Annotated in this window: 27 protein-coding genes; 15 read left to right on the top strand and 12 right to left on the bottom strand. The window is 59.6% G+C overall.

The window, feature by feature from the left end:
* Nucleotides 1–106: 106 nt before the first annotated feature.
* Together ACTQVX_RS02905 and ACTQVX_RS02900 are read right to left on the bottom strand one after the other, a co-directional pair.
* A complete protein-coding gene (locus tag ACTQVX_RS02905) occupies nt 107–352 on the bottom strand; it encodes a glutaredoxin family protein (RefSeq protein ID WP_441032559.1) in 246 nt (81 codons plus the stop codon).
* Nucleotides 353–403: 51 nt separating this feature from the next.
* Nucleotides 404–1,231 (bottom strand): TipAS antibiotic-recognition domain-containing protein, encoded by an 828-nt coding sequence (locus ACTQVX_RS02900; protein WP_427794277.1) that lies wholly within the window; start codon nt 1,229–1,231, stop codon nt 404–406.
* Nucleotides 1,232–1,372: 141 nt separating this feature from the next.
* Between ACTQVX_RS02900 and tsaA the strand changes: the two genes are divergently transcribed.
* Both tsaA and ACTQVX_RS02890 read left to right on the top strand, forming a co-directional pair.
* A complete protein-coding gene (gene tsaA, locus ACTQVX_RS02895) occupies nt 1,373–2,110 on the top strand; it encodes a tRNA (N6-threonylcarbamoyladenosine(37)-N6)-methyltransferase TrmO (RefSeq protein WP_441032555.1) in 738 nt (245 codons plus the stop codon).
* Between the two features lie 112 nt (nt 2,111–2,222).
* Nucleotides 2,223–3,434 (top strand): MalY/PatB family protein, encoded by a 1,212-nt coding sequence (locus tag ACTQVX_RS02890; protein WP_154516958.1) that lies wholly within the window; start codon nt 2,223–2,225, stop codon nt 3,432–3,434.
* A gap of 96 nt (nt 3,435–3,530) precedes the next feature.
* On the opposite strand, the gene ACTQVX_RS02885 is transcribed toward ACTQVX_RS02890, so the two are convergent.
* The gene (locus ACTQVX_RS02885; protein ID WP_154516961.1) at nt 3,531–4,010 is read right to left on the bottom strand and encodes a pyridoxamine 5'-phosphate oxidase family protein; all 480 of its coding nucleotides are present in this window, start codon (nt 4,008–4,010) and stop codon (nt 3,531–3,533) included.
* 256 nt (nt 4,011–4,266) lie between these two features.
* Here ACTQVX_RS02885 and ACTQVX_RS02880 point away from each other — a divergent pair, with 256 nt between their 5' ends.
* From ACTQVX_RS02880 to ACTQVX_RS02870, 3 genes are all read left to right on the top strand, one after another.
* Entirely contained in the window at nt 4,267–4,692 is a 426-nt protein-coding gene (locus ACTQVX_RS02880; RefSeq protein WP_441032550.1) for a potassium channel family protein, read from the top strand.
* Nucleotides 4,693–4,728: 36 nt separating this feature from the next.
* A complete protein-coding gene (locus ACTQVX_RS02875; RefSeq protein ID WP_427719368.1) occupies nt 4,729–5,262 on the top strand; it encodes a TIGR00730 family Rossman fold protein in 534 nt (177 codons plus the stop codon).
* Between the two features lie 125 nt (nt 5,263–5,387).
* Nucleotides 5,388–6,692 (top strand): chloride channel protein, encoded by a 1,305-nt coding sequence (locus tag ACTQVX_RS02870; RefSeq protein ID WP_441032546.1) that lies wholly within the window; start codon nt 5,388–5,390, stop codon nt 6,690–6,692.
* 314 nt (nt 6,693–7,006) lie between these two features.
* Here ACTQVX_RS02870 and ACTQVX_RS02865 read toward each other — a convergent pair whose 3' ends face one another.
* The 4 genes from ACTQVX_RS02865 to ACTQVX_RS02850 form a co-directional block, all read right to left on the bottom strand.
* Nucleotides 7,007–7,882 carry an EamA family transporter gene (locus ACTQVX_RS02865; RefSeq protein WP_441560129.1) on the bottom strand — a complete coding sequence of 292 codons (876 nt, stop codon included), beginning with the start codon at nt 7,880–7,882 and terminating at the stop codon, nt 7,007–7,009.
* A 449-nt stretch (nt 7,883–8,331) separates the two neighbouring features.
* Nucleotides 8,332–9,030, bottom strand: a complete 699-nt coding sequence (locus ACTQVX_RS02860; RefSeq protein WP_441560127.1) for an ABC-2 transporter permease — start codon at nt 9,028–9,030, stop codon at nt 8,332–8,334.
* The gene (locus ACTQVX_RS02855; RefSeq protein ID WP_441032534.1) at nt 9,027–9,908 is read right to left on the bottom strand and encodes an ABC transporter ATP-binding protein; all 882 of its coding nucleotides are present in this window, start codon (nt 9,906–9,908) and stop codon (nt 9,027–9,029) included. Before ACTQVX_RS02855 ends, ACTQVX_RS02860 begins: the two co-directional genes overlap by 4 nt.
* A gap of 23 nt (nt 9,909–9,931) precedes the next feature.
* Nucleotides 9,932–10,312 carry a GntR family transcriptional regulator gene (locus ACTQVX_RS02850; RefSeq protein ID WP_370450620.1) on the bottom strand — a complete coding sequence of 127 codons (381 nt, stop codon included), beginning with the start codon at nt 10,310–10,312 and terminating at the stop codon, nt 9,932–9,934.
* Nucleotides 10,313–10,783: 471 nt separating this feature from the next.
* On the opposite strand from ACTQVX_RS02850, the gene ACTQVX_RS02845 reads away from it, so the two are divergent.
* The 3 genes from ACTQVX_RS02845 to ACTQVX_RS02835 all read left to right on the top strand — a co-directional run bounded on the left by ACTQVX_RS02845 (nt 10,784) and on the right by ACTQVX_RS02835 (nt 13,966).
* On the top strand, nt 10,784–12,397 hold the full coding sequence (locus ACTQVX_RS02845) for a peptide chain release factor 3 (RefSeq protein WP_427719358.1): 1,614 nt from the start codon (nt 10,784–10,786) through the stop codon (nt 12,395–12,397).
* Nucleotides 12,398–12,553: 156 nt separating this feature from the next.
* Nucleotides 12,554–13,276 carry a VUT family protein gene (locus ACTQVX_RS02840; RefSeq protein ID WP_229770709.1) on the top strand — a complete coding sequence of 241 codons (723 nt, stop codon included), beginning with the start codon at nt 12,554–12,556 and terminating at the stop codon, nt 13,274–13,276.
* A 9-nt stretch (nt 13,277–13,285) separates the two neighbouring features.
* Entirely contained in the window at nt 13,286–13,966 is a 681-nt protein-coding gene (locus ACTQVX_RS02835) for an SDR family NAD(P)-dependent oxidoreductase (RefSeq protein WP_441560126.1), read from the top strand.
* Between the two features lie 50 nt (nt 13,967–14,016).
* On the opposite strand, the gene ACTQVX_RS02830 is transcribed toward ACTQVX_RS02835, so the two are convergent.
* Nucleotides 14,017–14,742 carry a uracil-DNA glycosylase gene (locus tag ACTQVX_RS02830; RefSeq protein ID WP_441560125.1) on the bottom strand — a complete coding sequence of 242 codons (726 nt, stop codon included), beginning with the start codon at nt 14,740–14,742 and terminating at the stop codon, nt 14,017–14,019.
* Between the two features lie 61 nt (nt 14,743–14,803).
* On the opposite strand from ACTQVX_RS02830, the gene ACTQVX_RS02825 reads away from it, so the two are divergent.
* Nucleotides 14,804–15,109, top strand: coding sequence for a LysR family transcriptional regulator substrate-binding protein (locus ACTQVX_RS02825; RefSeq protein ID WP_441545381.1), 306 nt, complete (start codon nt 14,804–14,806; stop codon nt 15,107–15,109).
* Between the two features lie 27 nt (nt 15,110–15,136).
* Here ACTQVX_RS02825 and ACTQVX_RS02820 read toward each other — a convergent pair whose 3' ends face one another.
* Entirely contained in the window at nt 15,137–16,519 is a 1,383-nt protein-coding gene (locus tag ACTQVX_RS02820) for an MATE family efflux transporter (protein WP_441032521.1), read from the bottom strand.
* A 178-nt stretch (nt 16,520–16,697) separates the two neighbouring features.
* Between ACTQVX_RS02820 and ACTQVX_RS02815 the strand changes: the two genes are divergently transcribed.
* A complete protein-coding gene (locus tag ACTQVX_RS02815) occupies nt 16,698–17,513 on the top strand; it encodes a putative RNA methyltransferase (protein ID WP_441032518.1) in 816 nt (271 codons plus the stop codon).
* A gap of 128 nt (nt 17,514–17,641) precedes the next feature.
* Here the strand turns inward: ACTQVX_RS02815 and ACTQVX_RS02810 are convergent, their stop codons facing one another.
* A complete protein-coding gene (locus ACTQVX_RS02810) occupies nt 17,642–18,043 on the bottom strand; it encodes a hypothetical protein (RefSeq protein WP_441032515.1) in 402 nt (133 codons plus the stop codon).
* 440 nt (nt 18,044–18,483) lie between these two features.
* Between ACTQVX_RS02810 and ACTQVX_RS02805 the strand changes: the two genes are divergently transcribed.
* Entirely contained in the window at nt 18,484–19,188 is a 705-nt protein-coding gene (locus tag ACTQVX_RS02805) for a class I SAM-dependent methyltransferase (RefSeq protein WP_441032513.1), read from the top strand.
* Between the two features lie 48 nt (nt 19,189–19,236).
* On the opposite strand, the gene ACTQVX_RS02800 is transcribed toward ACTQVX_RS02805, so the two are convergent.
* Nucleotides 19,237–19,533: a hypothetical protein gene (locus ACTQVX_RS02800; protein ID WP_441032510.1), complete on the bottom strand. Its 297-nt coding sequence runs from the start codon at nt 19,531–19,533 to the stop codon at nt 19,237–19,239.
* A 77-nt stretch (nt 19,534–19,610) separates the two neighbouring features.
* Here ACTQVX_RS02800 and ACTQVX_RS02795 point away from each other — a divergent pair, with 77 nt between their 5' ends.
* Nucleotides 19,611–20,099 (top strand): N-acetyltransferase, encoded by a 489-nt coding sequence (locus tag ACTQVX_RS02795; RefSeq protein WP_427794259.1) that lies wholly within the window; start codon nt 19,611–19,613, stop codon nt 20,097–20,099.
* Nucleotides 20,100–20,217: 118 nt separating this feature from the next.
* On the opposite strand, the gene mscL is transcribed toward ACTQVX_RS02795, so the two are convergent.
* A complete protein-coding gene (gene mscL, locus ACTQVX_RS02790; RefSeq protein WP_441032507.1) occupies nt 20,218–20,643 on the bottom strand; it encodes a large conductance mechanosensitive channel protein MscL in 426 nt (141 codons plus the stop codon).
* A gap of 245 nt (nt 20,644–20,888) precedes the next feature.
* On the opposite strand from mscL, the gene ACTQVX_RS02785 reads away from it, so the two are divergent.
* From ACTQVX_RS02785 to ACTQVX_RS02775, 3 genes are read left to right on the top strand one after another with little or no spacing between them, the layout of a single operon-like run.
* Nucleotides 20,889–22,949 carry a GTP-binding protein gene (locus ACTQVX_RS02785; protein WP_441032505.1) on the top strand — a complete coding sequence of 687 codons (2,061 nt, stop codon included), beginning with the start codon at nt 20,889–20,891 and terminating at the stop codon, nt 22,947–22,949.
* A 35-nt stretch (nt 22,950–22,984) separates the two neighbouring features.
* Nucleotides 22,985–24,103 carry an AAA family ATPase gene (locus ACTQVX_RS02780; protein WP_441032503.1) on the top strand — a complete coding sequence of 373 codons (1,119 nt, stop codon included), beginning with the start codon at nt 22,985–22,987 and terminating at the stop codon, nt 24,101–24,103.
* Complete coding sequence (locus ACTQVX_RS02775; RefSeq protein ID WP_441032501.1) at nt 24,096–26,609, top strand: excinuclease ABC subunit UvrA; 2,514 nt, start codon at nt 24,096–24,098, stop codon at nt 26,607–26,609. Before ACTQVX_RS02780 ends, ACTQVX_RS02775 begins: the two co-directional genes overlap by 8 nt.
* Nucleotides 26,610–26,718: the final 109 nt, after the last annotated feature.

Raw genomic sequence — 26,718 nt, 5'->3', positions numbered from 1 at the left:
AAAAGTTGTACGTCAGCCTCCAAAGATCTCGAAAAATGTCGACTTTGGATGCTGACGTGCATGTTTGAGCCGTATGGGTTGGGGTGGGCCGGTTGCAATGCGCACGCTAGAGCAGGTTCTCCTGTACCCATGCGATGATGTCGCTCGATTCGTAGAGCGGCTTGCCGTCGATGAACAGACAGGGAACCTGGCGTTTTCCGCCGACGGCGATGAGCGTCTGCTCGGCATCGGGGTCGGTCGAGATGTTGCGCTCAGGGATGGTCACGCTGTTATCTACCAAAAAGCGCCTGACCTTCATGCAATACGGGCAGCCAGTCATAACGTACAGCGTGAGCTCATGATTAGTAGCCATAGGTCTCCAATCGGTTGAGGTTTTGATTGAAATACCCAAAGCCGCCGCGGTCTATGCATGAGCTGACGACGACTCGATGGCCTGTACCAGAAACGCCGTGGCTCCGGTGCCGCAGGGCTTGTCGTAGTAGTCGATAAAGCGCTGGTCAGCAAGATAGCCGTGGGCGAGGCCCAGGTATGCTTCGTCTTGGGGCTTGTGCCCCCAGTTAAGGCCAATCCATCGACGGTGCATCGCGACAAGTTTGCGGGCCTCGCTTCCATCCGCATCGCCGTCGCCCATGGCAATCGAAAGCTGACCCAGAATAGCGCGTTCAAGTTCCTTCATGTCGTTCCATGTCTCGGGGTCCATGTCCAGCAGTGCTTCGTTTGCTGCGTCGATCGCCTCGTCGCCATAGCGCGCCCGCGCCTCGGCACCGTAGCGCTCCTCGTTTTCTTGCACGGAGCGCCAGCGCTCTAGTTGCGGCAGGACGGCGCCCATGAGCGAGACGGCTTCGTCGAGCGACATGCCGGTGTTTTGCGCCAGCCGCGGGGCACAATCCTCGATCATCGCCTCCATGGTGGTGTCGTAGGTGTACTGGCCGTGGTCGTAGCACCACTTGCAGTAATGGTCGGTCGTGGCGCCCACAGCATCGGTGCCGCAGTCGTCGGGTGTGAGTATCATGCCGCAGCTCTGGCAATAGTGCTCGGGCATTTCGAGCAGGTGGGACAGCGGTTCTCCGGTTACGGCGGCAATGAGCTTCATCATGTCGATGCCCGGGGTGACTTCGCCGCGTTCCCAACGGCTGACGGCTTGGCGTGTGACGAAGAGCTTGGCGGCGAGCTGCTCTTGGGTAAGGTGATGGGCGCGGCGAATGGCAATGAGCTTTTCTGCAAAGGCCATAGCGACTCCTTTCTGCTGGTTGATGGCTTAAGCATACGCGGCGGCCAGCTTCCTTCCAAGCAACCGTTGGTTGCACGACGGGAGACCGCGGCGAAGAATTGCGCGCTGCACCCCACACCTCCATGCCGTACAATGACCGGCATGGAACCTATCGCACACATACATACCGACCTACCGCAGAAGTTCGGCATTCCGCGTAACAGCTTTTTGGCGCCCCGCCTGCAGGGACGCATCGTCTTTGAGCCGGAATTTGCCTCCAACGCAGCAGTTGAGGGTCTGGACTCCTTCTCTCACCTATGGCTGCTGTGGCGCTTCGAAAACGGAACGCCCGGCGGCACGGCTAAGGATATAGCTGCCGATGCCAAGACGCAGGACAGGTCCGGCACCAACGTCAAGTGGTCGAAGACTGTGCGCCCGCCGCGTCTGGGCGGAGCCGAGCGCGTGGGCGTGTTTGCCACGCGGAGTCCGTTTCGCCCCAATCCCATCGGTCTTACCTGCGTCAAGCTCAGCCGCGTTGAGCGCACCGACGACGGCCCCATCATCCATGTACTGGGGGCCGATCTGCGTGACGGCACGCCCATCTACGACATTAAGCCCTACATCCCGTTTGCGGACTGCCACCCGGATGCGACCGGCGGCTGGATTGAGGGTGCTCCGTGGCAAGAGCTCGATGTTGAGTTCCCGCAAGCGCTTCAAGACATGGTCCCGCCCGCAAAGCTCCCCGGCCTGGTCGAGGTTCTTCGCCAAGATCCGCGCCGCGCGGGCAGCAAGCACGAGCCAAACCGCGTTTACCACTTGGCTTACGCCGGACTCGACATATCGTTTACGGTTGACGGGGCCAGGTTGACGGTAACCGCAATCAACGACGCGCGAGACTAGCCAGCCATTCGTCCGCACCCATCAAATTAAGCGCCAAACCCCATGCCAAAATCGCCTACGCTGGTGGACAATAACGCTTACCGAATCATTCCGCTCTGCACGGGGGCTCAGCATGAAATACGACTTCACTTCAATCATCGACCGCCACGGCATGGACTCCATCGCCGTTGACTCTTGGGGCGAGATCCCCGGTATGGCTCCGAACGCACCCGACGAGGGCTTCGACCGCATTCCCATGTGGGTGGCGGACATGAACTTCGCCACGGTGCCCACGGTCCAGGAGCACATCATTCAGCGCGCCCAGCACCCCATGTTTGGTTACTTCAATCCGCGTTCCGAGTACTTCGACCGCATCATCGAATGGCAGAGCCGCCGTAATGGCGTCGAGGGCCTGGCGCCTGAGCATATCGGCTACGAAAACGGCGTGCTGGGCGGTGTCGTGTCGACGCTGCGCGCGTATGTCCAGCCGGGCGATGCGGTGTTGGTCCACAGCCCCACCTACATCGGCTTCACCAAGTCCATCGAGGCCGCGGGCTATCGCATTGTCCACAGCCCGCTTCAGCTCGACGACCAGAGCGTGTGGCGCATGGACTTTGAGGATATGGAGCGCAAACTCGCCCAAAATCACATCCATGCCGCAGTGTTCTGCTCGCCGCACAATCCCTGCGGCCGCGTATGGGAGCGCGACGAGATCGAGCGCGCCATGGACATTTATCGCGAGCACGATTGCGTGGTGATCTCGGACGAGATTTGGTCCGATATCATTCTGCCGGGACACAAGCACATCCCGACGCAGTCGGTGAGCGAGGATGCCCGCATGCGCACGGTTGCCCTCTATGCGCCGAGCAAGACGTTTAACCTGGCGGGTCTGGTCGGCAGCTACCACATTGTCTACAACGAGACACTGCGCGACCGCATGTGCGCTGTGTCTAACAAGACCCATTACAACGAGATGAATGTCCTTTCGATGCATGCGCTTATCGGTGCCTACCAACCGCAGGGCTACGAGTGGGTGGACGAACTCAACCAGGTGCTTGCCGACAATATCGAGTACTTCTGCGATTACGTGGACGAGCATTTTGAGGGCGTGTCCTATTCGCGTCCGCAGGGCACGTACATGGTGTTTCTGGACTGCACCGAGTGGTGCCGCGAGCATGGCCGCGATATTCAGTGGTTGCTCGACGAGGGGGCACGCGTGGGCGTGGGGTATCAGGATGGACGTCCGTTCCATGGCCCCTGCCACATTCGCGTGAATCTGGCGCTGCCGCTTTCGCGCGTAAGGGAAGCGTGCGACCGCCTAGACCGTTACGTTTTTGGGGTATAGGGGTCGCACGATTCGGGTACTGCAGCTTGCGCCCGTGTCGTCAACGTGCGTGGGCGCATAGGGCGCAGAGGGTTGCGAGCGCGTTTTCCACGTTTGCTACTTTTCTTGAATTTGCTTGCCGCAAAGGTGTTCAACCGTAATTTCATACAGCTGGACGCCCCTGATACTTTGCTTGATCTCCTCTTCGACCTCTTCGGCAGAAGGATAGTACTTGAGGGCAAACTGTCGGACTTTGTCTTCGACAAACGCCGGGTCATCGTTCACGAGGCGGCAACGGCCGAAAACCACGGTGCTCTGAACATAGGGTGCCCAGTCGTCGTCTTTGTACCAATCGTTGCCATAGACGGTAAAGCAGACTTTGTCGCTGCGTTTGAGTGCATCGACCTTATGCCCCGCCTTGGCTCCATGAAAGTAAATTTTGTCGTGCTCGGGGTCAAAGTAGTAGTTAACGGGAATGGCGTAAGGATAGCCGTCGTCTCCGTTGACGGCAAAAATGCCGCGTTTGCAATTAACAAGTAGCTCTCGTGCCTCTTGATCGGTGATAGCACGCTTCTTTCTACGAAGAGGTCTAAACATCGTGGGTTTCCTTTCTTTCCGCGTGCTGCGTGCACGGCGGTGGGTGGCATGTCTATATCAAGATACTAGTTCAGGCTGCGAGGCCGACGGGAACATCCTATTTGTCGCAGATTGAAACGCACTTTTTTGTTGTGGAAGGATTGTCCCTCACAACTCGTCGTCTAGGGGCATTCTCGATGGCTGGTTCCGTTTGCGGGGGAGGCGTGGGACAATACCGACCAAAAGCGATTGCTTGTCCTGAAAAAAGGGGGTCTCGATGAAAAAGCTGAGGACGCTGGCCGATGTGTTGCGTCAAGCCGGTTTCGTGCGCATCACGGGCCTTTTTCTCGTCTTTTATCTTCTGTGTTCAATGGCTGTTTGGCTCTCTGAGCCAACAACTCTTACGTTTGGCGATGGCCTTTGGTTTAGCTTTGAAACCGTATCGACGATCGGCTTTGGCGACATTCCGGCCGAAACGCCGATTGCCCGTGTCATCACGGTCGTCCTAAGCGTTATCAGCATTTTTTACATTGCCATGCTCACGGGCGTGGCGGTGAGCTACTGCAATATGCTCATCAAGATGCATCAAAAGGACACTATGGCGCGCTTTATGGATGATCTTGAGCATTTGGAAGAGCTCGATCGTGACGAGCTCGCCGATCTGTCGCGCCGCGTGCGCGAATATCGCCGGCGCCAGCGCTAAAACGGGCGCAGCGCGTCACCATGAGGGGGACTGAATTTGAATATCACCGTGTATCTGGGTGCCAGTATCGGCAATGACCCGGCGTTTCTGCCTGCGGTGCAGGAGCTGGGCAACTGGATTGGCGCCAACGGGCACGCGCTCGTGTACGGCGGATCCAAATCGGGCCTGATGGGCGCGCTCGCCGATAGCGTGCTTAATGCCGGCGGGCACGTGACGGGTGTGGAGCCGAGCTTTTTTATCGAGGCCGAGTTTCAACATGACGGTATCGACGACCTCATCGTGACGAGCGATATGGCGGAGCGTAAGGCAAAGATGATCGAGCTCGGCGATGCGTTCATTGCCTTTCCCGGTGGGACGGGCACGCTCGAGGAGATTGCCGAGGTTATGTCCGCGGTGTCGTTGGGGCACCTGAGTGCTCCGTGCATTCTGTATAACCTGGACGGTTACTACAACGACCTCAAGGCGCTGCTCGGACACATGATTGATAAGGGCCTATCAAGCCCACGGCGCCAGCAAGGCATTTACTTTGCCGAGGATCTGTACGAAATCGCATCAATTATCAACGGATAAGCCTTGAGCCTGTCCCGCTGTGGTCCCCGGTGGCTCCGTTTGCAGCGCAGACGGTTGGCTTGTCTGGGCCACACTCGCTCTACAATAAAACGTATCTATGTCGACTTTGACCGCGGGAGGACCCGATGGATAAGCTCGCTAAACCTACAAACCGCGCGCTGTTTTTAGTTAGCGTTGCCGTGACCGGTGCGTTCGCAGGTGCCGCGGTCTGGCTGTTCTTTTTTGTGATGGAGCACGGCATCGACTATCTATGGACCGAGATTCCGCATGCACTGGGCGTCGCTTCGCCCGAGCTCGCCAGCGGCCCGTTTGGCTTTCTGCCGTACCCGTTTTTTGTCTGCCTGCTGGGCGGCCTGTTAATCGGTCTGTACGAAAAGATGACAGACACCAAGACCGATAACCTCAATCAGGTGATGGCTAAGGTCAAGCAAGATGGGCGCTACCCGTACGACAATCTGGGCAAGCTTTCGCTTGCGGCATTGCTGCCGCTGCTGTTTGGCGGAAGTATTGGACCGGAGGCCGGCCTGACCGGCGTTATCGCGGGCCTGTGCAGCTGGGTCGGCGACCGCATGCGTCGCTTTGGCGCCGAGTTTAGGGAGCTCACGCTGCTAGGTACCCAGGCTGCCCTGACGGCGCTCTTTACCGCGCCTGTCTTTGGCTTTGTGGCGCCGCTCGCCGGTAGCGCCGACGGCCAGGGCGAAGATGCCGACGATGAGTCCGCGTCCGACGAGATCACCATCAAGCTGCCCAAGGCGCAAAAGACCGTGGTCTACGGCATTGCGATTGCCGGCGGTCTGGGCACTTACCTGTTGCTTGGCCAGCTCGTGGGCGGCGGCATGGGCATGCCCAGGTTCGAGTCCGCCGAGGTGGGCAACCTGGAGCTTGCCTGGCTCATTCCGCTGGCGTTGCTCGGCACCGTTTGCGGCTGGCTGTACTTTGTCTCCGAGCACGCGAGCGAGGCGCTGTCCCATGCAATAGGGGAGCGTCCTGTCGTCAAGGCCATGATGGCCGGTCTGGCGCTCGCCATCTGTGGCACGCTCCTGCCCTACACCATGTTTGCCGGCGAGACTCAGGCTGACGTGCTCATGGAAACCTATCTGACCATTCCCGCCGGCGTGCTTATCGCGACCGGTCTTGTCAAGGCTATGCTGACCCCCGCCCTCATCAATATGGGCTGGCGTGGCGGTCACTTCTTCCCGGTTATCTTCTCGGGCGTAAGCCTGGGCTATGGCCTTGCCATCCTCACCGGCGCCGATCCGGTCTTTTGCGTCGCCGTCTGCACGGCATCGACGATGGGCGCCGTCATGCGCCAACCCGTTATGGTCGTGGGCCTGCTGCTCATGTGCTTCCCGCTCAAGGGCATCGTCTGCATGATCATCGCCGCAGCCATCGCCGCCGGCATTCCGCTGCCCAAGCCGCTGCGCAAGTAGCATATTGCGCTTTGCGTTTGTTCAGAACTCGTTTTGAAGAAGCCGCGCGAGGCCATTTGTTTACGGCCTCGCGCGGCTAATGTTTAGAGCTTCCTCAGCACAATGGTGCAACAAACCACGGCCGTTGGACGGCCGTTTTCGTGGTTCTATGCGATTGACCGTTCCCTAAAGAACAATGACCAAAAAGACATCCCCTTGGATGATCGAGACTGGGCCGAGGCCCGTGACGTTTATATTGTAAAACGTCACGGGCGTGCCGGGATATGCCGTTTGTCACGGATTTGCGAGCGTCTAGATCTCGCTTGGCATCGGCGCTATTTCCAAATCGCGAGCGCGGCGGTGCCCAGGACGATGAAGGCGAGACCGATGGCGCTGCGCCGTGAGAGTTTTTCGTTGAATGCCAGGCGCGCAAATAGTACCGATACGACAATCGATAGTTTGTCGATCTGCACCACGACGCTCACCTGGCCTGTGGCGATGGCGTAGTAGCACAGCAGCCACGATGCGCCAGTCGCAATGCCCGATGCCGCGAGAAATACGAGTTCGTAGCGGTCTACGTGCACGGCTTGGCCTATCTTGCCTTTAGCTGCCACGATTGCCCATGCCATAACCAGTACCACACAGGTACGGATTGCCGTGGCCAGGTTGGACTCGACGCCTTCGATGCCAACCTTGGCAAGGATGGACGTGAGCGCCGCGAACACGGCGGCGCCGAGGGCGTAAGCGAGCCAGGTCCGGTCTTGCTGCCGCTCGGGTCCGGCAGACTGCTTCTTCTCGATCATTAAAAACGTGCCGAGGGTGATGACAGCGGTTCCCACGAGCTTAACCGCAAGGTTGCTCGTCTCGCCAAAAAGCACGATGGCGATCAGTGCAGCGAGTACGGTGCTCATCTTGTCGACCGGTACGACCTTATTGACGTCTTCGATGCCCAACGCCTTAAAGTAACAGATCCACGAAGCACCGGTAGCGAGTCCCGAGAGGACGAGAAAGAGCCAAGATCTGGGTTCGATGCTGCCGATGGTTCCAATGGATCCAGAAATGCCCGCCATTGCCCAGGCGAAAACGAGCACCACGCAGGTGCGAATGGCCGTCGCGACATCGGAGTCGGTCTGCTTGATGCCGCATTTGGCCAGGACTGATGTGACGCCGGCAAAGAAAGCCGACACAAATGCTGCTGCGACCCACGACACGGGTGAAATGCCTCCCCAAAGAACGACCGCGCCAGATTTACGGCACTCGTCCGATGATACCGTCCCGCCATGAAGCTTTGATATCGCTGTGGTGAGACAGGGGCCATAGTTCGAGAGGCATTTGGTTAAGGCTCGAATCGAAGGTGAATGGTTTTCCGCGAAGTGAACGAGTAAATCTGGACCCCTGGAACATGCACACTTTTTTCGAACAAAACTGCAGGATTCTTAGACAAAAACCGCAGGAATTGAGTCCTTAAAAATGTCGATGCTACAGGGCACTGTTTTTACTCGTTCACTTCTCGGAAAAGTATTTACCTTCGATATGCTGACGGTGTCTTTTTGGTTGCCAAGAACTAGACGGCCTGCTGTGAAGGGCGGTGGTGACGCTATGCCGCCTCGTTTCATTGAAAAAATAAGCGGGGTACCACCTAAGCTTTTTTAGCCGTCGATTACAGATCGCGTACTCGATAAACCTTGGTGCTGACAGCGCAGCTGATTACACATAGTGCGAGCGCCAGTACTGCAGTTCCTGCACACAGACAGCCAAGGACGGTGGGATCGGGATTCGCCCCGACAATCGACATGAGCCAGTTGCTGATGGGGTTGGAGGAGCTCAACGTGGCCATGGCAAGGCATCCGAGCAGGGCAAACAGGCCAACGGATAGGCGCAGCGCCTCCATGTGTCCAAATCGAAAGAACAGCGGCTGCGCCAAGAATACCATCATGAGGGAGATGAGCATCGATGCTGCCGAGGCGATTGCGATTTCAAAGACCGTCTGTCCCGTCGAAGGAATGCCCGCGCTGTTGAAGAGCGGGATGGCGACGATACTCAAAAGCGTGGCGGCGCACGTCATGACGGCCGAGAAGACAACGATGCTCAGGTAGCGTGCGCAGATGATGTCTTTGCGCGAGAGGGGCAGCGTTGCCCTATAGCGCTCCCATCCGTTTTGATTGTCGAAGCCTGCCAGCGAGCTCATGACCATGATAGGCGACATGGCGCTGAGCGCGCAGGCGCCGGCACTCATGCCGGAGTCGCCATCTGACGTGTTGGCGAGGGTCAGCACAACGAATATGAACAGGCCGACGCCCGCTATGCTTGGGACAAGCGTGCGAACGATGGCGAGCTCGGACATAAAGGCGCGTTTCATTTCGAAGCCCCTTTCAGCGTGAGGCGTAGATAATCGTCAATGGTTGCCCGATCGCAGGGAATCTCGGGGAAGGCCTCGAGCGTTTCGCGACGGTTGGGCACGAGCACGTCCACGCTATAAGCGTGGTGGGCGGCACGGGCGCCTTCGACGCAAGCCATAAGCTCGGCGGCCTGCGCTTGGGTACAGTGGGCGATGCCGGCGCGGTCGGTAATGTCCTCGCGCGGCAGGTCAAACACAATCGAGCCGTTATCGATGCAAATGATGCGGTCGGCAGCGCGATCGAGGTCGGACGTAATGTGGCTCGAGAGCAGCACGCTGCGCTGGCCGTCGGCGACAAAGGCAAGCAGCTCATCGAGCAGCTCCTCGCGTGCCATGGGATCAAGACCCGCGGTGGCTTCGTCCAAAACGAGCAGCTTGGCCTTGTGACTGAGCGCACAGGCAAGCTGCAGCTTCATGCCCATGCCGCGGGAGAGGTCCTTGACCTTCGCCTTGGGATCCAAGCCAAATCGGTCGATGAGGTTGGCGAAGGTGTCGTGGCTCCAGGTGGGGTACGCCGGGCTTACGAGTGCCTCAACTTCGGTCACCTTGAGTGTGGAAGGGAAAGGACACGTGTCCAGCACGAGGCCGACACGAGTGCGCAAGCAGCGCTGCACTTCACCGGGTACGTCGGCGCCACAGCACTGCCCAAACAGGTGCATCTCGCCGGCATCGAGCTTTATAAGCCCGAGCGTGGCGCGAATGGTCGTTGTTTTGCCAGCACCGTTTGCGCCCACAAAGCCAACAATCTGGCCGGGCTCCACGGCAAGCGTGACATCGCGTAGTGAAAAACGGTCGCTTACAGCGCGTGAGATGCCTTTGAGTTCAAGCAAGTTTTGCATGGTATAGCCTTTCTTGCAGATGGCTACTGCATGGTTTCGGGGGCTACCAGGTCGAGCATTTCGTGCAGTTTGTCGCGCGTGACGCCCAAGGCTTCGGCTTGGCTCGCCGCTTTCGCAAGCAGGTCTTCGATATGGCATAGCTGGTTTTCGCGCAAGAGCTCCTGGTTGCCCTCGGCGACAAAACAGCCCTTGCCCTGCACGGTGCAGATAAACCCGAGTTGCTCTAGGTCGGCGTAGGCGCGCTTGGTGGTGATGACGCTCACACCCAGGTCGCTCGCGAGTGCACGGATGCTGGGGAGTTTGGCTCCCGCAGCGAGCGTGCCCGATAAGATCTGAGCTTTGACTTGCGAGGTTATCTGCTCGTAGATGGGCTTGTCGCTCGAATTGGATAGGATGATGTCCACAGCGGCTCCTTAGCTGTTGGGCTACACGTGTATATAACCGGTAAGCACAGTATATATACACTATGCACAGTTATGCAAGAGGTAAATAGGGATTGTCCGCTCGTTCATTCATCTCAATCTGTAACATCTGGAACCGATTTGGACGGCTGCCTGTTACAGATTGAGATTTTGCTGGTGGGCCCCACCTGTTTGTCTCAATCTGTAACAACTGGAGAAGTTTTTGGCTGCTAGATGTTACAGATCGAGATCTTTCTGGGACGCCCACCTGTTTGTCTAAATCTGTAACAGGTAGAGGTTCAAAAACCGTCTAGATGTTACAGATCGAGACAAACTGCTGCGGAGTGCCGTCATTGACTGCTACACAGGCCCCAACTGATGAATTTGTCCTGATAGGCGCCCTAGAGCGGAATTTCGCGGCTACAATAGTACGGCTACAACGACGTAATGCACTCAATGCAAGAAAGGATCCGCATGGCAAGCCTGTCGGATGAAATCTCGTCGCGCCGCACATTCGCGATCATCAGCCACCCGGATGCCGGTAAGACCACGCTTACCGAGAAGCTGCTGCTCTATACCGGCAGCATCCAGACCGCCGGCTCGGTCAAGGGCAAGAGCTCGGCCAAGCATGCCGTCTCGGACTGGATGGACATCGAGAAGGAGCGCGGCATTTCCGTCACCTCCTCGGTGCTGCAGTTCACTTACAACGGCGCCTGCGTCAACATCCTCGATACCCCCGGTCACCAGGACTTTTCGGAGGATACCTACCGTACCCTTATGGCCGCTGACGCCGCAGTCATGGTCATCGACGGCGCCAAGGGCGTCGAGGCCCAGACCAAGAAGCTCTTTAAGGTCTGTACGCTGCGCCACATTCCCATCTTCACCTTTGTGAACAAGCTCGACCACGAGGCTCGCGATCCGTTTGAGCTCATGGAAGAGATCGAGAATGTCCTGGGCATCAATACGTATCCCATGAACTGGCCGATTGGCAGCGGCCGCAATTTCCGCGGCGTGTTCGATCGTCAGACCCGTCGCGTCATTGCCTTTGAGGGCGACGGTCACGCCAACGCCACCAAGAAGGTCGCCGAGGTCGAGGCCGAGCTGGGCGATTCTTCCATGGATGAGCTCATCGGCGAGGAGAACCATAAGAACCTGATGGACGACATCGAGTTGCTCGATGGCGCCGGCGACGAGCTCGACTTGGATGCCGTGGCCTGCGGCAAGCTGAGCCCGGCGTTCTTTGGCTCGGCGCTTACCAACTTTGGCGTGGAACCCTTCCTTAAGGAGTTCCTGCGTCTGGCCCCGACGCCGCGTGCCTATACCGATACGCTTACCAGTGAACCGGTCGATCCCTGCCGCGACGACTTTAGCGGCTTTGTGTTTAAGATCCAGGCCAACATGGACAAGAACCACCGCGACCGCATCGCCTTTGTGCGCATTTGCTCGGGTAAGTTCGAGCGTGGCATGGATGCCTTCCACGTGCAGGGCAACCGCAAGCTCAAGCTTGCCACGGGCACGTCGATGATGGCCGACGACCGCGCTATCGTGGACGAGGCGTACGCGGGCGATATCGTGGGCCTGTTCGACCCGGGTATCTTTAGCGTCGGCGACACCGTGTGCTCCGGCAAGCGCCATGTGCAGTATCCGCAGATCCCGACGTTTGCCCCCGAGATGTTCGCTCGCATTACGCAGGTCGACACGCTCAAGCGCAAGCAGTTCGTCAAGGGCATGGAGGAGCTTGCCCAGGAGGGCGCCATCCAGATCTTCCGCGAGCTGGGTGCCGGCATGGAGAGCGTCATTGTGGGCGTGGTCGGCGTGCTACAGTTTGAGGTACTCGAGCGCCGCCTCAAGGCCGAGTACCGTGTTGAGGTTCGTCGCCAGCCGCTGCCCTATACGGACATTCGCTGGATCCAGAACGACCCCGACACCATCGATATCCCGGGCCTTTCGCTCACGCGCGACACGCTGCGCGTCGAGGACATGCGCGGTGGCAAGCTGTTGCTGTTTACGAGCCCGTGGAACGTGGATTGGGCAACCGACCACAACCCCGACCTTATCCTGTCGGAGTTTGGCAACGTAGTCTTTTAACGCATCGGCGCGGTGGCCCTGTGGGGCTGCCGCGCTGCCTGCTTGCCTGATGCCGCATGAGCGGCTATCATGCCCACCGTCGCCTCAAGACCGGGGCGTCCGAGCAGTTCGGGTCCGATATCCTGCTCGTTAAACCTAAAACCAAAGGAGTACATAATGATCAAGAAGGTCATGGAGGACTACAAGGTCCTGTTGCGGAGCATTCCCGCGGCAACGGTTTCGCTGTTTTTCGTGAGCGTCATCATGATGAACCTGCTGGCCAACAAAGAGCTCATCAGCCTGCCGTATCTGGCACTCGATTGCGGCTTTGTGGTGAGCTGGGTCTCGTTTTTGTGCCAGGACATGATCTGCAAGCGCTTTGGCGCCAAGGCATCCATCAAAATCTCTATCCTCGCACTGGCGGTCAACCTTGCCGTGAGCCTGTGCTTTTGGGCGTGCTCGCTCACGCCCGGTATGTGGGGCGCCTACTACGACACGGGCATGATCGAGGTCAACACCGCCCTTAACGCCACCATCGGCGGCACCTGGTACGTGGTGCTGGGCTCTTCGCTGGCAATGTTCGTTTCTGCCGTGGTTAACTCCACGCTCAACCAGTCGCTCGGCCGTATGCTCAAAAAGAATAACTTTGCGAGCTTCGCCTTCCGCTCCTATGTGTCCACGGGTGTTGGCCAGTTTATCGACAACCTGGTCTTTGCCATTGTGGTGAGCCACACGTTCTTTGGTTGGACCTGGGTGCAGGTCCTTATGTGCTCGCTGACCGGCGCTGTTGCCGAGCTGCTGTGCGAGGTCTTCCTGAGCCCCGTGGGCTATAAGGTCGTGCGCGGCTGGGAGCGTGAGAATGTGGGCGCCGAGTACCTCAAGCGCCACGCAACCGCCTAAGGAGCAAGTATGCGGGTTTTGATCACGGGAGCTTCGGGCGGTATCGGAGCCGCGTGCGTGCGGCGCTTTTTGGACGAGGGCCACGAGGTCGTGGGCTTTGATCTGCTGCCGGCGGCGATCGAACACGAGCGCTACCGCCATCTGGTCGTTGATGTACGCGAGCCTGACTCGTTTCCAGTCGATCTTGAACCCCAGGTGATCGTGAACGTTGCCGGTGCGCAGGATTCGGCTGACGACATCGCCGCCAACCTTTGTGGCACCATCAACGTGACCGAGTGCTACGCCTTTGTGGGGGAGGGGCTTGCTGCCAAGCCGGCGCCCGCTATCAAATCCGTGGTCAATGTGGGGTCGGCGAGCGGGCATACGGGATCGGAGTTTCCCGCCTATGCCGCCAGCAAGGGCGGCGTTATCGCCTACACCAAGAACCTTGCAAACCGCCTGGCACCGCAGGCCATCGCCAACAGTGTGGACCCGGGTGGCGTTATCACGCCGCTCAACCGTTGCGTGATGGAAGACGAACACCTGTGGAACCAGATTATGGAGCTTACACCGCTTAAACGCTGGGCAACCGCCCAAGAGATCGCCGAGTGGATCTACTTTGTGGGCGTGACCAACCGGTTTATGACCGGGCAGAGCCTGCTCATTGATGGTGGCGAGGCCGGCCGCACACAATTTATTTGGCCCGAATAGGAAACGCGCCCGATGGAAAGCCGTCGGGCGCGTTTTTGATGTATCGATTTTTAGCCGAGACAAGTCCAGTTGACGGGGGTCGAGCCGTGCTGTTCGAGTAGCCGATTGGCTGCCGAGAAGGGTCGCGACCCCATAAAAGCGGGGAGTTCTGCCGTGGCACGGTTGGCCGAAAGCGGCGAGGGGTGCGTGGAGGCAAGGCAGAACTTGCCGGTTGTTTTGCCCGCGTCGATTGCGGCGAGCTTGCCCTCAACCATCTGCTGGGCAAAGCGGCCCCATGCCAAAAAGACTACCGGTTGGGGTAGCTGGCAGCAGCGTTCGATAACGTAGTCGGTGAGCGTACTCCAGCCCAGCTTGGCGTGTGAGTTCGCGGCATGCTCGCGCACGGTAAGCGTAGTGTTGAGGAGCAGGACGCCCTGTTGTGCCCATGGCGTCAGATCTCCCGTGGCGGGAATGGGACAACTCAGATCGGCTTTGAGTTCCTTATAGATGTTGCGCAGGCTTGGCGGCAACTTGGTTTGCGTCGCGGGGACCGAGAACGATAACCCCATGGCCTGGTTGGGCCCGTGATAAGGATCTTGGCCCAAGATGACAGCTTTGACCTGGTCGGCCGGCGTGTAGGCGAGGGCATTGAGGATGTCGTCTTGTGCCGGGTAGATGGTCTGCTCGGCACGCAAAAGGGCGATGCGCTCGAGCAGCTGGTTCGTAGTGTCACGTACCGGCTGCGGCGCATCGCCCAACCAAGTTGCTATGTTGCGGTCGCGAGTTGCGGTGTCCATGGAGCTCCTTTATGGCAGATGCTATGTTGGCATCTATTGTAAAGGCGCACCGGTTGCCTTTATGCCGCGGCTGCATGAAGAGCGGGGTCTACGAGACGTGCTCGATGCATTCGCGGTGCATGGCCTGTCGCCGCACGTGACGAGCGAGGTCACCGACGACTACACCATTATGGCGATGGTGGAGGAGGGTCTGGGCGTGAGCATGCTGTATCACCGCACCGTTGGGGGCATGCGGGCCGATATTCGCGTACGTCCCATCGTGCACGCCCCCTCGCGCGACGTAGTGGCAGCCTGGCGCAGCTGGGACACCATGCCTATCGCCACGAGGCACTTTATCGACTACATGAGCTCGCATATTGTCAATTAATGACTGGCGTGACGTTGAGCGTGGTGTTTAGCAGGCTGTCGCTTTGGCTTGGGTGGCGCGATAGGTGCGTGTCGGGTGGCAGAGTAGTACCGCCACGACCATAAAGAACGCCGTGGTGCCCAGGCTGATGGGGTAGACCATCATGATGTTCGCAAAGGTGCGGAAGTGCGGGAACACGCAGAATACCCAATAGAAGCGGATGCCGCAGACGCAGATCATGGTGATAAGGGCGGGTATGAGCGAGATACCAAAGCCGCGCAGGTAGCCGGACATGTTCTCGTAGAACATGCTAAAGGCATACGCAGGGAAGATCGAGCACACGCGGATATAGCCGATCGAGACGATGTTGGGATCGCTGTTGAACAACGACAAGATCTCGCGCCCCAGGCCGACAATGACAATAATCGTGGTGAGCGCGACGATACCGCCTTCGACCAGGCAGACCTTAAGGGTCTTGGTGCAGCGGTCGATCTGACGGGCACCGTGGTTTTGCCCCACAAAGGTGGTGCAAGCCTGGCTAAAGCTGTTGAGCAGGTTGTAGCACACGTACTCCAGGCTCATGGCGGCGCTCGAGGCCGCCATGACCTCGGTGCCCAGGCTGTTGATGGCGGACTGGATGATGATGTTGGCGACGGCAAAGACGGCGCTTTGGATGCCGGCGGGCAGGCCGATCTTGACGATGCGCTTGAGGGCGACGGGGTCGATAGCAAGGTCGCGCGGGGTGACGCGGACGACGGAGTCGGTCTTGAGCAGGCGGATAAAGAGTGTAGCGGCGCTGACGGTGTAGGCGATGACGGTGGCGATGGCGACACCCGCGACGCCCCAGTGGAGTACGGGGACAAAGATGAGGTCCAGGCCAATGTTGAGGACGGTGGACACGGCAAGCGCTTGCAGCGGCATGCGGGTGATGCCGACGGAGCGGAAGATCGCGGCCTCAAAGTTGTAGAGCAAGATCGAGGGCATGCTGAGCAAAAAGACGCGTAGATAGAGCGAAGCGAGCGGCATGGTTTCGGAGGGAACGTTGAGCGCGGCGAGCATGGGCTCGGCAAAGATCTCGCCCAGAGCGATGACGACAAAGCCCACGAGCGCCATTAAAATCGAGGTATGGACGGCGTGTTTGACCATATTCTGATCGTTGCGGCCGATAGCGTTGGCGATGACCACGTTGGAGCCAAGCGACATGCCAATAAACAGGTTGAGCATAAGGCTGGTAAGCGGAACATTGGAGCCGACTGCCGCCATGGCGAGGGTTCCCTGGTCGCCCGAGAAGTTACCGATAATGACCGTGGCGATGAGGTTTGACAGCTGCTCCAAGATGCTCGTGGCGGCCACGGGCAAGGCGAACAGGGGGATATTGCGCCACAGTGAGCCGGTGGTCATGTCGATGTGCTTAGATGCGGTATCAGCCATACGCTCTCAATCTCTAACGTGCTATTTCGTGCTTATTTGCGCAGACGATGATACTCCTAATCACCTAGTCATTGGGGGCGTTCTTAAACGACTAGTCATTCAAGAACGTCCCCAATGACTAGGTGGGGAAGGCGTGCGACAATGGTGTACGTTGTGTTGTTCGCGCTAAGGAGTTGCCATGTTGTTGTGTCCCGTTTGCCATGAGCCGTTGGTGGACGACGAGCGCGGTGCTGCATGCGCGGGCGGACACCGGTTTGACCGTGCGCGCGAGGGTTATCTATATCTGCTACGTTCGTCCAAGAGCGGCGACTCCATGGGCGATCCCAAGTCGCAGGCACGCAGCCGTCGTGACTTTTTGAACCGTGGCTACTATGCGCCGCTGCGCGATGCAATGGTCGAGCTGGTGCGCAAACGGGTTTCTGGGCGTGCTGCGTCTACAGGCGGTCCCATGACGCTGCTCGATATTTGCTGCGGCGATGGTTACTACACCAGCGCCATGGGCGCGGTGCCGGGCGTGGACGCTTATGGCTTTGACCTGGGCAAAGAAATGGTACGCCTGGCCGCCAAGCGCGGCGATGCGACCTATTTTGTGGCCAACATGAAAGACATCCCAGTGGCCGATGGCGCCTTCTATATGGTGACCGAGCTCTTTGCTCCCTTTAACGAGCGCGAGTTTGCCCGCGTGTTGGCGCCGGAGGGTTCGCTCTACACCGTGGTACCGGGTGCCCGTCATCTCTTTGGGCTCAAGGAGGTGCTCTACGACACGCCGTACCTCAACGACGAAAAGCTTCCGAAGACGATGGAGCTTAAACTGGTCGGCACACAGCGGGTGTCCGCGAATATTACGCTCCAGACCCAGGCCGACATCGAGGCGGTGTTCCAGATGACGCCGTACTACTACCGCACACGCCCTACCGACAAAGAGCGCCTGGCAAACCTGGACACCCTTAAAACTGACATCGACTTCATCATTGCCGAGTACCGCCACAGCTAACCAACCTGCCAAAAAGGGACAGGTTTATTTTGGCAGGTTTTATCTGGGCAAATGTAAAGGGCCGACCGCGTTACTGCGCGATGGCCCATGTTAGTTGCTTGGCTGCAGGGGTTATGAGAAGCGAGTGCCTACAGGCGGTCCTTGTTCTCGGCCTTAACGGCGCGCGCCTGCTGAACAAAGAACAGGTCGTAGACCACGATGACAAAGGCACCGATATTGACGGCGCTGCCGCCGAGTGCGGGAAGCGTGAGCACGGCCTGCGCAATCGTGGCGATGGCGGCAACGATGCCGAGCTTAAACGCGCTATCCACCTGCGAGGGCTTGTTGGCGCCCTTGATGCCCGCAACACCTGCGGAAAGATCGACAATGCCCTTGACGACAAGCACGACCGCGGCGAGCATGGCGTTCGACCCGTACGTGGAATCGAGGCTGCCCCTGGCGATACCGATGCCGGTGATGACGAGGCTGGCGATGCCCAAAACAAAGTAGATGAGGGCAAGGATTTTGAGAGTCTTGCGAGCGGAGCTCATGGCTGGTCCTTTCGATACGAGTACGCCGATCTGGCGTAGCCCATGTGTTGCACATATGGTGAAGCACATTGTAGTTCAACGCAGCGATGCGTGCGCCTGAAAGCGCTTTGAGCCCGCGCAGCCCAATCCGACCTTTCAAAAAGGAAAGCTGGACGTAAGCCAAATCGATGGCAGCTCATGTGCGGCGCTGCGATGATGAGACCGTAACAAGGAGCTGTTCTTAAGGAGGAGCCATGATGTACGGAGCAGGGCGAGTGCATGAGCCGCGGTCGTTGGGAAGGCGCATGGGTGATTCTGTGATCGCTGCCGTGTGCACGGGTTTGATGGCGGTGCTTTGCATTGGGATGCTGTGGGCCATGTCGCATGTGGGACAATAGCGGACGGTTGGGTGCTGGCATAAACGGCGCTCACGTATTCATTTTGCTTGTTAAGGAGTACCCATGGGCGTCGTCGATCCCTTTTCTGTTGCTCGGGCCGCGGGGCTTGAGCTGACCGGGAAGTCCGCGGGCCTCACGCTCACCGACGGCACGATGGAGTTGCGTGCCGATTTTGTCCGCATGCTGCCACGGCTCAAACAGGGCCGTCTGCAGCAAGAGCTGTTGGTAAAGGCTGCGCGCGCAAAAGGCGTCGAGTGCCCATGGGCGATTGATGCCACGGCAGGCTTTGGCGAGGATTCGCTGCTGCTGGCGGCTGCGGGCTTTACCGTCGATCTGTATGAGCAGGATTGCGTGATCGCGGCGCTCCTCAAGGATGCCTTGGATCGCGCGGCAGATGATCCGGCGCTTGCGACTGCCGTGGCCCGCATGCGCTTACATGCGGGCGAGGACAGCATTGCAGCCCTTCACCATATAACTGAGTTGATCGGGCAGGGCGAGCTCACCGCTCCCGACGTGGTGTATCTGGACCCCATGTTTCCCGAGCGCACAAAGAGCGCGGCGGTTAAAAAGAAGTTCCAACTCTTGCATCATCTGGAACAGCCGTGTGCCGATGAGGAGACGCTGGTCGAAGCTGCGCTTGCGGTGCACCCGCGCAAGGTCGTTATCAAGCGGCCGGTGAAGGGGCCGCTGCTTGCCGGCGTTAAGCCGAGCTATCAACTTGCGGGCAAGGCCGTTCGTTACGATGTTTTGGTGCCGCCGCGCCCGTAGCTTTCGTGCGATGGTTGGCGCTCCGTCAGTGCCGTGCCGATGCGGGGCCTATTTCCAAGGGTGCGACGTCAGGTGCCAGCCACCGCAGTATTCGCATTTGTAGCAGGCCAAACCACGCCGCCCGCGGTTTTCGCAGTCGGCCATAACGGCCTCGGCCTCGGCGCGTGTGCCGTAACGGTTTTTGCGCTCGCACGACTTGTAGCGCCAGGCTTCATCGCGCTCGGCGTCCAGGGCGTCGCGGCGCTCATCCTCGCGCGCAAACAGGTCGCTCATATCGCCGCCGGTGGCAGCGCCCAAAAACTCGCTTTTGGCCTTTGACCAGGCGGCTCGCTTTTTGCTTCCCATCTGCTTCTCGCCCCTCTTCAAACGCTGGTATCATTGCTCAATCAAAGTGATACCAATAAACGTGAGGTCGCTGCGTGATGATCAGAAAAACCCTCGATACCGACATTCCCGCCGTCATGGCTATCTATGACGCGGCCCGTGCCTTTATGCGCGCGCATGGCAACGCCACGCAGTGGCCCGAGGGCACGCCTTCTGCCGAGCAGCTGGCTGCCGATATCGCCGCCGGTGGTAGCTATGTGTGCGAAGTCGACGGCCGCGTGGTGGCGACGTTTGCCTTTTTATCGGGCCCGGACGAGTGCTATGACGTAATTGAGGACGGGCAATGGCGCAGCGACACTCCGTACGCCGTGCTGCACCGTGTGGCGTCCGACGGCACCGTGCACGGTATCGCGGCTGCGATGTTCGCCTTTGCCAAAGAGCGTGCCGACCATCTGCGTATCGATACGCATCGGGACAACCTGCCCATGCAGGGCGCGAGTATTAAAGCGGGGTTTGAGCGTGCCGGCGTTGTGTATGTGTCGGACGGCACGCCGCGTGTTGCGTTTGACTGGCTGCGCGAGGCATAAGAGCGGGGGCGCGTATCTACGCTCCATGTAAGCGAAAATGGCCCCGGGTGGGGCCATTTTTGATCTCTGCGCTGTTTTGCAAGGTGGTAGATGTCGCTCGCTGTCGGCTCTAAGGCACCTACGCTTGGGGCAGCTCGCTTCCGCAGTGGCAACACTTGGTCGCGCCTTCGTGCACCTCTTCCAGGCAATACGGACAGACGGGCGCCGGTGCGGCTTCCTCGGCGGTGGCACCGGCGAGCCTGTCGCCGATCTCCTGCGCCTTGTTGAATGCCTTGACGATGGCAAAGACGATTGCCGCCACAATCAAAAAATTGATGCACGAGCCGATAAAGGCGCCAAAGTCGATATTAGTGCCCGGCACCACCAGCCCCGAGATCTCGGTAGCGCTACCGCCGGCAATCACGGAGATAAGCGGGTTGATGATGTTATCGGTAAGTGAGGTCACGATGGCGGTGAATGCGCCGCCGATAATCACGCCGACGGCCATGTCCATCACGTTGCCGCGATTGATGAATTCCTTGAACTCGTTGAGCAATGTCTTCATGGTGACTCCTCGCTGTTGTGGGGTTCGCGTTGTTGCCGCCCCGGATGAGCCCGGGCAGGCAAAAAGGGGAGGTGCCGGCTTTCGCAAGGCGCGAACCTACGAAAATCGCCGCACGGCAACGCGGGGCGATGAGCTCGGTCGGGGGATAGGGCCCGCTTCGCCCGCCGGCCCGTAAATTGTATCATCCAGTGTGGAATGAGAGCGCCCGTTTCCGCGTGCGACGGGCTTGCAATAAGAGGAGAGCCATGTCGAAGCAAGCGGTCGTTGGAATCTTGGCGCATGTCGATGCTGGCAAGACCACGCTGGCCGAGGCCATGCTGTTCGATGCGGGTCGCATTCGTAAGCGCGGCCGCGTGGACGATGGCGATTCGCATCTGGACACTAACGCGATCGAGCGCGAGCGCGGCATTACGATTTTCTCGTCGCAGGCCGTGCTCGACCACGGTGATACCCGCGTCATGCTCGTGGATGCACCGGGGCATGTCGATTTTTCTGCCGAGGCGGAGCGCACGCTGCGCGCACTCGACTACGCGATTTTAGTTGTGGGCGCCAACGACGGCGTGCAGGGGCACACCGAAACCCTGTGGCGCCTGCTTGAACGCTATGACATTCCGACGTTCATCTATATCAACAAAATCGATTTGGAGAATCCCGGCCGCGATGTTTTGCTGGCACAACTTGGGCGGCGTCTTTCCGAAGGCTGCCTGGATGCCAACGAACTGCTGGAGGGCGGCGCCGTTCAGGAGGACGCTGCTGCGTTGGACGAGGCGGCGCTCGAGGAGTTTCTTGAGGCAGGTGAGCTTTCCGTCGCAACTCTGTCGCGCATGGTTGCCGAGCGCAAGCTCTTTCCCTGCTTTGCCGGCTCGGCGCTCAAGGACCAGGGCGTGAGCGAGCTGCTGGATGGCATATGCGTGCTGATGCGCGAACAGATATGGATTCCGGAGTTTGCCGCGCGCGTCTATCGTGTCAGCCGCGGGGATCGCGGCGAGCGCTTGGCATGGGTTAAAGTGACCGGCGGCACGCTGTGTGCAAAACAGATGATCAGCGGACGTTCCGGTGCCGAGGTATGGGAGCAGAAGGTCGATCAGGTGCGCATCTATAACGGCGAAAAGTATGAGCTTGCCCAAGAAGTTGCTGCTGGCGGTATTTGTGCCGTGACGGGTCTTGCGCACGTTCGCCCAGGGGACGCCTTGGGTGCGGAGCCCGTGTGTGATGCGCCCGTCATCGCTCCGGTCCTCACCTATACGGTGCTTCCGGGTGAACACGATGTCCATGCGGTGTTTAAAGCGCTGACTGAGTTGGCGGACGAAGACCCCATGCTCGGCGTAAGCTGGAATACTCATCTGGAGCAGATTCACCTGCAGCTGATGGGCGCCGTGCAACTCGAGGTCGTGCAGCGGGTGTTGGCCGATCGCTTTGGCCTTTCGATTTCGTTTGAGCCCGGCGGCATTCTCTATAAGGAGACCATTTCGCAGCCGGTCGAGGGCGTGGGCCACTTTGAGCCGCTGCGCCACTATGCCGAGGTGCATCTGCGCCTAGAGCCGTTGCCGGCGGGTTCGGGCGTGCAGTTTGGCACCGTGACTTCGACCGACGAGCTCGATCTTAACTGGCAACGCCTGGCGCTCACCAACGCCATGGAGCGCGATCACCTGGGCGTGCTGACCGGCTCGCCCATTACCGATGTGCGCATTACACTCACGGGCGGTCGCGCGCATGCCAAACACACCGAGGGCGGCGACTTTCGCCAGGCCACGTACCGCGCGATTCGCCAGGGGCTCATGCAGGCGCGTGAGGCCGGCGCGGCGGTGCTGTTGGAGCCGTGGTATCGCTTTGAGCTCGAGGTGCCGGGGGAGTGTGTGGGCAGGGCGTTGTCAGACGCCACGCGCATGGGTGCCGAGTACGAGCCGCCGACGATGGCGGGCGAACGGGCAAAGCTTGTGGGTCGCGTGCCGGCATCTGAGGTGCAGGATTATGCGCTGGAGGTGGCCGCCTACACGAGCGGTCGCGGGCATCTGTACCTGGAGTTTGCCGGTTATGCGGCATGCCATGATGCCGAGCGCGTCATCGAGACTGTCGCCTATGAGCCCGAGGCCGATCTACCCAACACGCCCGACTCGGTCTTTTGCTCTCACGGCGCTGGCTACACTGTCAAGTGGTACGACGTCCCCGAGGCAGCCCACGTAAAGGTCGATCCTGCCACCTTCCGCCCCTGGCGAGCGGCGGACGTCGAGTTTTCCGCCATAGGTGATAGAGGGTCAGTCTCTTTGTCGCATCCTGTTGGTATAACTCGGTATAAGTTGGTATAACTGTTACCAGGGTTTGCCAATCCGAGGAGGCCGACATGAATCCAAATCCCTTTAAGCCCACGGCTGGCAAGCGGCCTCCGATACTCATCGGCCGCGAGTCGGTCACCGAAGATTTCGAGGAAGGGCTCGATAACGGCGCCGGAGCGCCGGGCAGGCTCATGCTCATTACGGGAAACCGCGGCTGTGGCAAAACAGTTCTCTTGCGGGAGCTGCAGCGTTTAGCTAGCGAGCGCGGATGGGCGGTTGTCTCCGATTCCGCCTCGCTTGGCCTATGCGACCGCTTGGCCGACGCGCTTCGCTCGAATAAACCCGTTGTGACGTCAATGGAGTTCGGGCCGTCGTTTGGCCGAATGTCGGTCGAGGCGGCGCGGGCAAAAGGCGAGACGTTGCGCGGGTTAGTCAACGAACGCCTCGAGAAACTCGGGCCGGGAAAGGGCTTACTGTTTGCGATTGACGAGGCCCAATCGGCATCTATCGAGGAGCTGGCGGCGCTGGCCGTTCTCTATCAGCAGGTGCTCGGAGACCAGGATGCTACGGGCTTGCCCGATAGCGACCAGCGCGGTCTTGCGCTGGTTTTTGCCGGCTTGCCCAGCATGGTTGATGACTTGCTCGAAGAGCCGAGCGTAACGTTTTTGCGCCGCGCCCAGCAGCGTACGCTGGGGGCGATTTCTTTGCCCAAAGTGCGCGATTCATATATCCAGACGGTCAAAGGCACTGGTCTTTGCGTTGATGCGGAGACGGCGGACCTTGCGGCGCGCAAGAGCATGGGGCATCCCTATATGGTTCAGCTGGTGGGATATTACATGTGGAGGTCTGCTGTCCGGCGTGACTCGCGGGTCATTGAAGTGTGCGATGTCGAGGCTGGCTACGCCGATGCCATCTCCGAGTTCTATGAAGCAGTGGACGCTCCCTTGTATTACGGGTTGCGCAGTCCGCAGCGCCTCTTTATTGAGGCCATGGCGGCTGATGGGGGCAAGCCGACGCGCATGGCTGACATCATTGGGCGCTGCGACCGCACCCAAAGCTGGGCGAGTAAATATCGCGCAAGCCTGATTCGCGAGCGCGTCATCGAGGCTGCCGGATACGGCCTCGTCCGGTTTACCGTGCCCATGCTGGGCGAGTACATCCGCGACCGCGTTTTATGGCATGAGTAGGGTGATAAAGGTGACGGAACAGAAGATGAGCCCGCAGGCTATAGAGGTACGTGGCGCGCGTGTGCACAACCTCAAGGACATCGATATCGATATTCCGCTGGGAAAGCTCGTGGGTATTGCTGGCGTATCGGGTTCGGGCAAGAGTTCGCTGGCACTGGGCGTTCTTTACGCCGAGGGCTCGCGTCGCTACCTGGAGGCGCTTAGCACCTATACCCGCCGTCGTCTGACGCAGGCCGAACATGCCCAGGTAGACGAGGTGCTGCACGTACCGGCGGCGCTCGCATTGCATCAGCGTCCCAGCGTGCCGGGTGTGCGCTCGACCTTTGGTACCATGACCGAGCTCAACAATAGCCTGCGTCTGCTCTTTAGCCGTTGCGCCCATCACGTGTGCCCGCATTGCGGGACGCGCGTGGAGCCGAGCCTTAACGTGGCCGCGGGCCTGTCGCTCACGTGCCCCGAGTGCGGCTGTGAGTTCTACGCGCCGGGTGCCGAGGACCTTGCCTTTAACAGCGGCGGCGCGTGCCCTACCTGCGGCGGCACCGGTGTCATGCGCGAGGTAGACGAGGCGAGCCTGGTGCCCGATGAGTCAAAGACCATCAACGAAGGCGCGGTGCTTCCCTGGGGCACGCTCATGTGGGACCTGATGAAGCAGGTGGCAGGCGAGATGGGCGTGCGCACCGACGTGCCGTTTAACCAGCTCACGCCTCAAGAGCGCGACATTGTGTTCCACGGTCCAGCGGTTAAGAAGCACATTCTCTACGTTCCCAAAAACGGCGAGGGTGCCACGCCGCTCGACTTCACCTATTACAACGCCGTCTATACCGTTGAGAACGCGCTCGCCAAGGTTAAGGACGACAAGGGCTTAAAACGCGTGGCGCGCTTTTTGCGCGAGGGGCCATGTCGTGACTGTGGCGGCACGCGTCTCTCTGAGACCGCCCGCCAGCCCCAGGTGCGCGGTATCAATCTGGCGCAGGCCGCGGCCATGACGCTGGGCGAGGCGATTGAGTGGGTGCACGGGGTGCCCGTATCCTTGCCGGCCGAGATGCGGCCCATGGCGATGGATATCTGCGATTCGTTTTTGAGCGCGGCCCGTCGCCTGGTCGATCTGGGTCTCGACTACCTTTCGCTCGATCGCGCCGGCGCCACGCTCTCCACGGGCGAGCGTCAGCGCGTGCAGCTCGCCCGCGTGGTGCGCAACCGATCGACGGGCGTGCTCTATGTGTTGGACGAGCCTTCAATCGGCTTGCATCCTGCCAATGTCGACGGCTTAGTGGGCGTGATGCGCGATCTGGTGGATGACGGCAACACCGTGGTTGTTGTCGACCACGATACACGTGTGCTGGTGGAAGCCGACTATCTGGTCGAGATGGGCCCCGTTGCCGGAGCAGGCGGCGGTAATGTGATTGCCGCTGGCACGGTGGACGAGGTCGAACAATCGCAGGGCAGCCGCATCGCCCCGTTTTTGCGCGCAGACCCCAAGCGTATGCGTCCGCAGGTGACTGACGAGGAAATGTTCGATCAGGGCCACATCCGCATGGCAACCGATGCCATCCATACCGTCAAACCGCTCGAAGTCGATATACCGCGCGGTCGCCTTGTCGCGGTGACGGGCGTTTCGGGTTCGGGTAAGACGACGTTGGTGCTCGAGACACTCATCCCGGCGCTTAAGGCCCAGGCAGCTGGCGAGCGCCTGCCAAGCCATGTGCGCTGGGTCGACGCCGAGGGTATCGCACGCGCAAACCTGATTGACGCTACACCTATCGGCGCCAACGTGCGCTCGACGGTAGCGACATATGCCGGCATCCATGATGAGTTGCGTCGTGCCTTCGCCCGTACGCCCGAGGCCAAGGCAGCCGGCTACAAGGCGGGTGCCTTTAGCTACAACACCGGTGCCTTGCGCTGCCCTACGTGCGATGGCACAGGCTCGATATCGCTCGACGTGCAGTTTTTGCCCGATGTCGAGATCACCTGCCCGGCATGTCGCGGCTCACGTTATGCAGACACGGCGTCGCATATCCATCGCGAGGGCAAGGACGGGAGCAAGCTTGCGTTGCCGCAGCTCATGTCCATGAGCGTGGACGAGGCTCTCGACGCCACGGTGGGGCTCAAGAAGGTTCAGGCGCGCTTGCTGACCTTGCACGACCTGGGCTTGGGCTATCTTACACTCGGTGAGCCCACGCCGGCGCTTTCGGGCGGCGAGGCGCAGCGTTTAAAGCTTGCGAGCGAGATGGGCCGCGTGCAGGACGATGCCGTATTCGTATTCGACGAGCCCACGATCGGCCTGCATCCGCTCGATGTTCAGGTGCTGCTGAACGTGTTTGACGGCCTCGTCGCCAAGGGCGCCACGGTTATCGTGATCGAGCACGATCTCGACCTTATCCGCAATGCCGATTATGTGATCGACATGGGGCCGGGCGGTGGCGATGCGGGCGGGCAAGTCGTCTGCGCCGGCACGCCGGGGGACATCGCGGCCTGCTCCAAGAGCATTACCGGCCGCAATCTATAGGCAAAGCGACAAAGGGGCAGCCCTTTGTCGCTTTGATGCCAAAACCAATTTCTCAAGGGTTAGAGGGTTTGAAAATCTACCATTTCTACCCCGTCTCCAAATGGCAGGT

The sequence above is a fragment of the Collinsella sp. LCP19S3_A6 genome (genome assembly GCF_052122015.1).
In the GTDB taxonomy this organism is placed as follows: domain Bacteria; phylum Actinomycetota; class Coriobacteriia; order Coriobacteriales; family Coriobacteriaceae; genus Collinsella.
This window is presented reverse-complemented; position numbering and strand designations above follow the sequence as displayed.